Below are 7,631 nucleotides of genomic sequence, written 5' to 3'. Positions count from 1 at the left end.
CCCGGCGCGGATCCGCCCGCCGTCGTCACGGCCGCCCGACGATACCCGCATGCCGGCCAGCCCCCTCACCATCCTCCCCAGCGCCAGCCCCGCCCGCTGGCGACGGATCGCCGGCAACGACTGGACCGGCCCGCTCGCCGTCACCCTGCTCGCCGGACTGCTGCGGTTCTGGTACCTGGGCAGCCCACGGGCGGTGGTCTTCGACGAGACGTACTACGCCAAGGACGCCTGGTCGCTGCTCCAGTACGGCTACGAGGGCAGTTGGGCGGACGACGCCGACACCCGGCTGCTGGCCCACCCCGCCCACCTCGCGCTCAGCCGCGCGCCGGAGTTCGTCGCCCACCCGCCGGCCGGCAAGTGGCTGATCGCGCTCGGCGAGGCGGCGTTCGGGATGAACCCGTTCGGCTGGCGGTTCGTCCCGGCGCTGCTCGGCACCCTCTCGGTGCTGCTGCTCTGCCGGGTGGCCCGACGGCTGCTCGGCTCCACCGCGCTCGGCTGCCTGGCCGGCCTGCTGCTCACCGCGGACGGGCTGCACCTGGTGATGAGCCGCACCGCGCTGCTGGACATCGTGCTGATGTTCTGGGTGCTGGCCGGGTTCGGCTGCCTGCTGCTGGCCCGGGACGCGAACTGCGCCCGGCGGGCCTGGTGGTGGCGGCTCGCGGCGGGAGTCTGTCTGGGGCTGGCCTGCGGCACCAAGTGGAGCGGCGGCTACTACCTGGCGGCGTTCACCGTGCTGGCCCTGGTCTGGGAGCGCGCGGCCGGGCGGGCCGCGCTGCTGGGGCGCGCGGTGCAGCTCAACGCCGCGGCGGCCGTGGCCTACCTCGCGTGCTGGAGCGGCTGGTTGGCCACCCGCGGCGGCTGGGACCGGCAGCGGGCCGCCTTTCCGCTGCTCGGCCTGTGGCACTACCACCAGCAGATCTGGAACTTCGGCATCCACCTCACCGACCCGCACCGCTACCAGTCCGACCCGGCCGGCTGGCTGCTGCTCACCCGCCCGGTCTCCTACTACTTCCGCACCGTCGGCCCGGGCACCGCCGGCTGCCGGGCCGCCGCCTGCAACCGCGAGGTGCTGGCCCTGGGCACCCCACTGCTCTGGTGGAGCGCGACGGCTGCGCTCGGGTACCTCGGGTACCGGGCGCTGCGCCACCGTGACGGGCGGGCCGGCGCGGTGCTCTGCGCGGTCGGCGCGGGGTACCTGCCGTGGTTCCTCTACCAGGGGCGTACCCTCTTCTCCTTCTACTCCGTGGTCTTCGTGCCGTACCTGTGCCTGGCGCTCGCCGTGCTGGTCCAGGACCTGCTGCGCCGGCCCAGCCGGCTGCGGATCGTCGCCACGGGGTTGGTGCTCACCGCGATCGCCACCAACTTCGTCTACTTCCTGCCGCTCTACACCGGGCACCCGATCGCCACCACCGCGTGGGACGCGCGGATCTGGTTCGACGCCTGGGTCTGATCCCGCCCGGACCCCAACTCCCGCCGCACACCGGCGCAGTATCGTGAGCCCCATGCTCCGGCACCCCGACCAGTGGACCGTCATGGTCAACGAGGCCCGCGGCGACTGGTGGGAGCACCTCGAGCTGAGCTTCACCGGGTTCCTGCTCGCCACGCTGACCGGCGAACGCCGCTGCGAGATCCTGTCGGACGCCTTCCCGAGCTCGCCGCACACCTTCCGCGGGTACGGCTCCTACGGCGGCGGCGAGTAGCGTTCCGCGGCCGACCGGTGCCGACAGCCACCCGAGTCCCCGCGTTGTCCGCACGCTCTGCAAGGATCACCGCCATGTCCCACACCACCCCCACCGCCGAGCTGCCCGCCGAGGTGCGCGAGCAGGTCGAGCGCCTCGCCCGGCACGAGGTGTACGGCGGCTACGTCGACTTCGGGCGGGTCGTCGACGAGGCCACCGACCTGCTCTCCGACCTGGTCGACGAGGCCGCCTCGGCCGCGGACGCCGGGCAGTCCGACGTGGCCGCCCTCACCCCGCCCGCCGTCCACGCCCACGCCGTCGCCGTCACCACCGCCGTCTGGCAGGCCCACCGGACCGAGCAGGCCGGGTGGCCGGCCGTGACCGACGCCGACCGACTGGCCACCGCCTTCGCCGCCCTCCAGGCCGAGGGCATCGCGGCGCGCCAGAACTTCACCTGCTGCAGCAGCTGCGGCTTCGGCGAGATCCACGAGTACCGGGACGCCTTCCCGCGCGGGTTCACCTTCTTTCACACCCAGGACACCGACCGCGCGGTGGACGGCCACGGCCTGTACCTCGCCTACGGCTCCTTCGAGTCCGAGGACGTCGAGGACGCCCTCGCCGTCGGCCACCGGGTGGTCGACGCCCTCACCGCCGCCGGCCTGAGCGTGCAGTGGGACGGCAGTCACCAGCGCCGCATCCACGTCCACCCGCTCAGCTGGCAGAAGCGCCGCCCGAGCCAGTAGTCCGGCTCCGGCCGGGGTGATCCGCACCCGTGCCGGGCCCGCGAACGCCGCGAGCGGCGGCCACCGAAGTGACCGCCGCTCGCGTCGGCAGTGCCGCTCAGCTCTCCAGCGAGATGTACAGCCGCCGGCCGCTGGGCCGGAAGCCGACCCGCTCGTAGACCCGGCGCGAGCCCTCGCCCGAGTACTCCAGCCAGACCGACTCGGCGCCGCGGTCGAACATGACCCGGGTCAGCTCGGCGACCACCGCAGCGGCGATGCCCTGCCCCCGGTGCGCCGGGCGGGTGCCCACGCCGGCGAGCTCGGTGGTCCCGACGGCGATCGGCGAGACCCCGGCGCCGCCGGCACAACTGCCGTCCGCCGCACGGACGAAGCGGATCGCGCCGCCGGCCTCCTGCTGCCGGCGCAGCCGGGCCCCGCCCTCCGGCGAGGAGGCGAACTCGCCGGAGAACGCCTCGGCCAGCGCGGCGTCGACGGCGAGGTACTCCTCGTCCGTCTCCGGAGTCTCGACCTTGAGCGCCACCGCGGCGGAGCCGGGGGTGCCGACGGGCTCGGCCAGGGTGGCCGGGGTGCAGATCAGGTACTCGTGCTCGGCCTCGGTGGTGAACCCGGCTGCGCGCAGCGCGGCTTCCACGGCGGGCGCGGCGTTCGGGGCGAACTCCAGGCGCGGCTTGAGGCCGCGCTCGCGGAACGCCGCGACCAGGGCGGCGACGTCCGCCGCGGTCGGCTCGGCGCCGGGCAGCGGGGTCGCGTAGTTCAGGTAGGGGCTGTCGCTGTCGGGGTAGCAGCCGATGATGAAACCGGCCACCTCGACGACCTCGGGGCGACGGCGAAGGCTGGCAACGGCGTAGTTCTGGACCTGGATGTCCAAGGTGGTGTTGACCTCACGTTGAAAGACATGGCGGTGCGCGCAGTCGTCACACGGGACGGAACAGTGGAAGCGCGCAGGATGGCGAAGGTGCCTCAGCAGGGCACCGCAACGTGGGGCCGCCGTGAAGAGGGAAGCAGGGTACGAGGTTCGAGAACCTCAGTACCGCCGGCGGCCGCTGATGGACGCCGAGGTCATAGGACTTCATTCCTTCGGAAAGTACGTGGTCGCACCTGCTGTGCGACGTCGCAACTGTGGCATGAAGATCAGGTGTTGGCAAGGGGCTCCGGCGGGCTCCGCCAGGGGTCCGCCACGGCTTCGGCAGGGCTCCGCCACGCTGATCCGTGACCCCGCCGGCGCCGCCGGAAAACCCGTTGGCCGGGCCGGCGGCCGGCTGGTACCGTGCCGGAAGCCGTGACAGCACAGGAGGAGGTGAGCCCCGATGAACGCAGTACGCATGTGGGTGCTCCCCCTCTTCTGCACGGTTCGGCGTTGACGTAGACGTCCGCCGGGAGCGCCGCCAACCAGGCACTCTCGAAAGGCAACTGCCATGAACGCTACTTCTTCCCTCCAGTTCACCGCGGACAGCTCGTCGAACGGCGTCCGCGAACGCGACTTCACCGTGGGGGACATCCCCGGCGTGCTCTGGTCGCCCGCCGCCGGCTCCGATCGGGCACCCCTGGTGCTGATGGGTCACGGTGGCGGCCTGCACAAGAAGGTCGCACCCCAGGTCGCCCGGGCGCACGAGCTCGTGACCACCTGTGGTTTCACCGTCGTGGCCATCGACGCACCCGGCCACGGCGACCGCCCGCGCACCGCGGAGGACCACCAGGCCCGCGCCGACTTCCAGCGGGCACACGCGAACGGCGAACCGATCGGCCCGATCAGCGCCCGCTACGGCGCTGCGCTGGCCGAGCGGGCCGTCCCGAGTGGCGGACCACCCTGGACGCCCTCCAGCAGTTGCCGGAGATCGGCCCCGACGCGCCGATCGGCTACGGCGGCGGCGTCACCCTGGGCACCGGCATCGGGATCCCGCTGGTCGCGGCCGAACCCCGGATCACCGCCGCGGTCTTCGGCGGCGGGTTCTTCGTCCACCAGGGCCTGCTCGAGGCGGCGGGGCGGATCACCGTCCCGGTCCTGTTCCTGCTCCAGTGGCACGAGGAGCACGTCGACCGGCAGTCGGCGCTGGGCCTGTTCGACACGTTCGCCGCCAAGGAGAAGACCCTGCACGCCAACCCCGGCGGCCACGGCGACGTGCCGGCCTTCGAGTCCGCGGAGGCGGCCCGGTTCCTGCTCCGGCACCTCGGCCGCGCGGACGGGCCGGCGGCCTGAGGCGACACCGCGACACCGCGACGCGGTGACGCCCTGACGCGGTGACGCGGTGACGCGGTGACGCGGTGACCACATGGCACCCGGCGTCCGGCTCCCCGCCGGACGCCGGTCCGGTCTAGCACCCCAGGTGTTCCTGTGCCGCCCGCCAGAGCCGCGCCGTGGTCTCGCCCGCCGGTCCCGGCTGGGCCTGGCGGTAGGCGGTGCCGGCCCAGAGGTGCATCTGCTGGGTGTCGGCGCGCTTGGTGGCGGCGACGCGCAGCGGGGCAGTGAGGTGGTGCACCTCGGGGTAGGCGTGCGGGGCGTGGTCGGCGTGGCGGTCGATGAAGGCGTTGCGCAGGCCGCGGGCGACCCGGCCGGTGAAGGCCCGGGTGGGCACGGTCTCGGTGAACGCGGGGTCGGCGAGCGCGGCGCGGTGCGCGGCGGAGGTGCCGGCCTCGTCGGCGAGCAGGTAGGCGGTGCCGAGTTGCACGGACGCGGCGCCGGCGCCCAGGGCGGCGGCGATCGCGGCTCCGTCGCCGAGGCCGCCGGCGGCGATCAGCGGCAGGTCGACGGCGGCCCGGACCTGGGCCAGCAGCTTCAGCAGCCCCGCGCTGCCGGGCTCGGCGGCGGTGGTGTGCGTGCCGCGGTGGCCACCGGCCTCCGGGCCCTGCACGCAGAGGGCGTCGACGCCCAGAGCTGCGGCGGTCCGGGCTTCGGCCACGCTGGTGACGGTGGCCACCTGGGCGGTGCCGGCCGCCCGTAGGGCATCGGCCTCCGGCCGGGTCGGCAGGCCGAAGGTGTAGGAGACCACCGGCACCGGATCGGCCAGCAGTGCGGCGATCTTCGCGGCCCAGTCCTCGTCGTCCACCGGGATCCGCTCGGGCAGCACCACGCCCCACTGCTCGGCCTCGGGGCGCAGCTCGGCGCGGTAGGCGGGCAGGCCGGCCAGTGCGGCGGGGTCGGTGGTGGCCGGCACGAAGAGGTTGACCCCGAAGGGACGGTCCGTCAGCTCCCGGACCCGGCCGATCTGTTCGACCATCGCTGCAGCGGTCCTGTAGCCGGCGGGGAGGTAGCCGAGGCCGCCGGCGGCGTTCACGGCGGCGACCAGCTCGGGCGTGGAGGCGCCGCCGGCCATCGGAGCGGCGATGATCGGCAGGGACAGCTCGGCGAGAGTGAACACGGGCCCACTCTACGACGCCGGCGGCCAGTTCCCGGGTGGTCGACGGGACTTGGTCAGCCATGGCGGGAGCCAGGGGCCACCGCGACCCGGGACGCCCGGTCGGGCCTGCCACCGGGCGGAGTAACCGGACGCGCGGATCGTGCTCCGCACTGCTTAGTTTCGCAACCGGACGCCAACGATGACGTTCGCCCGTCTCCCTCCCGACCGGAGTACCCATGCGGATCCCCGCCCTGCTCGCGGCTGCGCTGTTGCTGCCGCTCCCCCTCGCCCCGGCCGCCGCGGCCGCCGCGCTGCCGCGTGTCCACGGCACCGGCCACGGCCCGGCCGTGCGCGTCGCCGCCGCTCCCGCCGCCGGGCACCCGGACGCCCCTGCCGCAACACCCTGCTCCGGGTCCCGGACGCGGCGGGCGCACCGCGCCGCTGAGTCGCTGAGTCGCTGAGCTGCACAGCACGGCCCGCATCAGATTCTCCTGATGCGGGCCGCCTCACCGGCACATCGTCCGGTCACCTGATGACGTGTCTGTAAATTCTTTCGGATTGTCATGTCCTAGGTATGGACGGCTCCTGAACGAACTGGTTGGGTAGCGCGCGGCACCTGCAGGTCCTCTCATCCCGCGCGAACCCCCACCTCCGGGAAGGACTCCCCCATGCCCCTGCGCTCCCTCGCGTCCGCCGGCAAGGCCGCGGCCGCCCTCGGCGCCGCTGCCCTGGCCACCGCCGGACTCGGCTTCGCCACCCCGGCGTCGGCCGGCGTCAGCCACTTCGGCGTCAAGCCGCAGCACGCCGGCGTGCACGCCCAGGCGGTGACGGCGACCTCCACCAACACGCTGTCGGTCGGCTCCAGCGCCGGCCAGGGCGTGGTCTCGCCGACCCCGAAGGTCTACCTGGTCTTCTGGGGCTCGCAGTGGTCGAAGAGCGACCCGGCCAAGGTGGCACCGGACATGCAGGCGATGTTCAAGGGCCTCTACGGGACCCAGGACACCTGGGGCACCATCCTGGACCAGTACTGCGAAGGCGTGGCGAAGGGCACCAGCACCTGCGGCAGCAAGGGTGTCCACGTGCAGCACCCGACCAGCTCGCCGCTGGCCGGCGTCTGGTTCGACAACGCCGCCGCCGAGCCGACCAGCGCCACCGCCGCGCAGCTGGCGGCCGAGGCGGTCAAGGCGGCCGGACACTTCGGCAACAAGACCCAGACGCCCAACCTGAACGCGCAGTACGTCATCCTCTCCGACACCGGGATGCACCCGGACGGCTTCCCGAGCAGCGGCTTCTGCGCCTGGCACGACTTCACCACGTCGGCCTCGTACGGGAAGATCGCCTACACCAACCTGCCGTACGTGCCGGACACCGGCGTCGACGGCTGCACGACGCTGACCGACGGCCGGGCGCTGTCGGGCATCGAGTCCACCGAGACCCACGAGTACGCCGAGACGGTCACCGACTTCTGGCCCAGCATCGGCTGGAACGGCAGCAACGGTGAGATCGGCGACGAGTGCGAGAACATGGACGCCTTCGTCAAGCTGAGCACCGGCAGCTTCGACCTGCAGGGCCTCTGGTCCAACTCGGCCAACGCCTGCGTCACCAAGGGCTGATCCGCCGAGAGCTGGTCGGTCGAGAGCTGGTCGGTCGAGAGCTGATCCGTCCCCGGCCCGCGGCTCCGCGTACTCCTGCGCGGAGCCCGGGTCCGCGACCCCGGGTGGGTCTGTATCGCATCTGGGTCAGCTCCTTTTCCCTCCCCCCCCCCCCCCCCCCCCCCCCCCCCCCCCCCCCCCCCCCCCCCCCCCCCCCCCCCCCCCCCCCCCCCCCCCCCCCCCCCCCCCCCCCCCCCCCCCCCCCCCCCCCCCCCCCCCCCC

Annotated in this window: 7 protein-coding genes and 1 pseudogene; 6 read left to right on the top strand and 2 right to left on the bottom strand. The window is 73.8% G+C overall.

The genetic code is table 11. The features are described 5' to 3' along the window. Window positions 1-49 precede the first annotated feature (49 nt). The 3 genes from ACQRUO_RS09915 (at window position 50) to ACQRUO_RS09905 (ending at window position 2,422) form a co-directional block, all read left to right on the top strand. Entirely contained in the window at window positions 50-1,450 is a 1,401-nt protein-coding gene (locus tag ACQRUO_RS09915; RefSeq protein ID WP_428315401.1) for a dolichyl-phosphate-mannose--protein mannosyltransferase, read from the top strand. Window positions 1,451-1,502: 52 nt separating this feature from the next. Further along, entirely contained in the window at window positions 1,503-1,700 is a 198-nt protein-coding gene (locus ACQRUO_RS09910; protein ID WP_428315400.1) for a hypothetical protein, read from the top strand. A gap of 74 nt (window positions 1,701-1,774) precedes the next feature. Beyond that, window positions 1,775-2,422, top strand: a complete 648-nt coding sequence (locus tag ACQRUO_RS09905) for a DUF6891 domain-containing protein (RefSeq protein WP_428315399.1) — start codon at window positions 1,775-1,777, stop codon at window positions 2,420-2,422. 97 nt (window positions 2,423-2,519) lie between these two features. On the opposite strand, the gene ACQRUO_RS09900 is transcribed toward ACQRUO_RS09905, so the two are convergent. Further along, entirely contained in the window at window positions 2,520-3,290 is a 771-nt protein-coding gene (locus ACQRUO_RS09900) for a GNAT family N-acetyltransferase (RefSeq protein ID WP_428315398.1), read from the bottom strand. 547 nt (window positions 3,291-3,837) lie between these two features. On the opposite strand from ACQRUO_RS09900, the pseudogene ACQRUO_RS09895 reads away from it, so the two are divergent. After that, window positions 3,838-4,619: pseudogene (locus ACQRUO_RS09895) on the top strand (dienelactone hydrolase family protein). Between the two features lie 115 nt (window positions 4,620-4,734). On the opposite strand, the gene ACQRUO_RS09890 reads toward ACQRUO_RS09895, so the two are convergent. Continuing rightward, a complete protein-coding gene (locus tag ACQRUO_RS09890; RefSeq protein ID WP_428315397.1) occupies window positions 4,735-5,778 on the bottom strand; it encodes a nitronate monooxygenase in 1,044 nt (347 codons plus the stop codon). Window positions 5,779-5,993: 215 nt separating this feature from the next. On the opposite strand from ACQRUO_RS09890, the gene ACQRUO_RS09885 reads away from it, so the two are divergent. Together ACQRUO_RS09885 and ACQRUO_RS09880 are read left to right on the top strand one after the other, a co-directional pair. Continuing rightward, window positions 5,994-6,218, top strand: coding sequence for a hypothetical protein (locus ACQRUO_RS09885; RefSeq protein ID WP_428315396.1), 225 nt, complete (start codon window positions 5,994-5,996; stop codon window positions 6,216-6,218). Window positions 6,219-6,425: 207 nt separating this feature from the next. Next, window positions 6,426-7,370 carry a hypothetical protein gene (locus tag ACQRUO_RS09880; RefSeq protein WP_428315395.1) on the top strand — a complete coding sequence of 315 codons (945 nt, stop codon included), beginning with the start codon at window positions 6,426-6,428 and terminating at the stop codon, window positions 7,368-7,370. The last annotated feature ends 261 nt before the right edge of the window (window positions 7,371-7,631 follow it).

This window comes from Kitasatospora sp. LaBMicrA B282 (assembly GCF_050325825.1).
GTDB lineage: Bacteria > Actinomycetota > Actinomycetes > Streptomycetales > Streptomycetaceae > Kitasatospora.
Note: the sequence above shows the minus strand (reverse complement) of the source record. Positions and strands in the feature narration are given on the sequence as shown.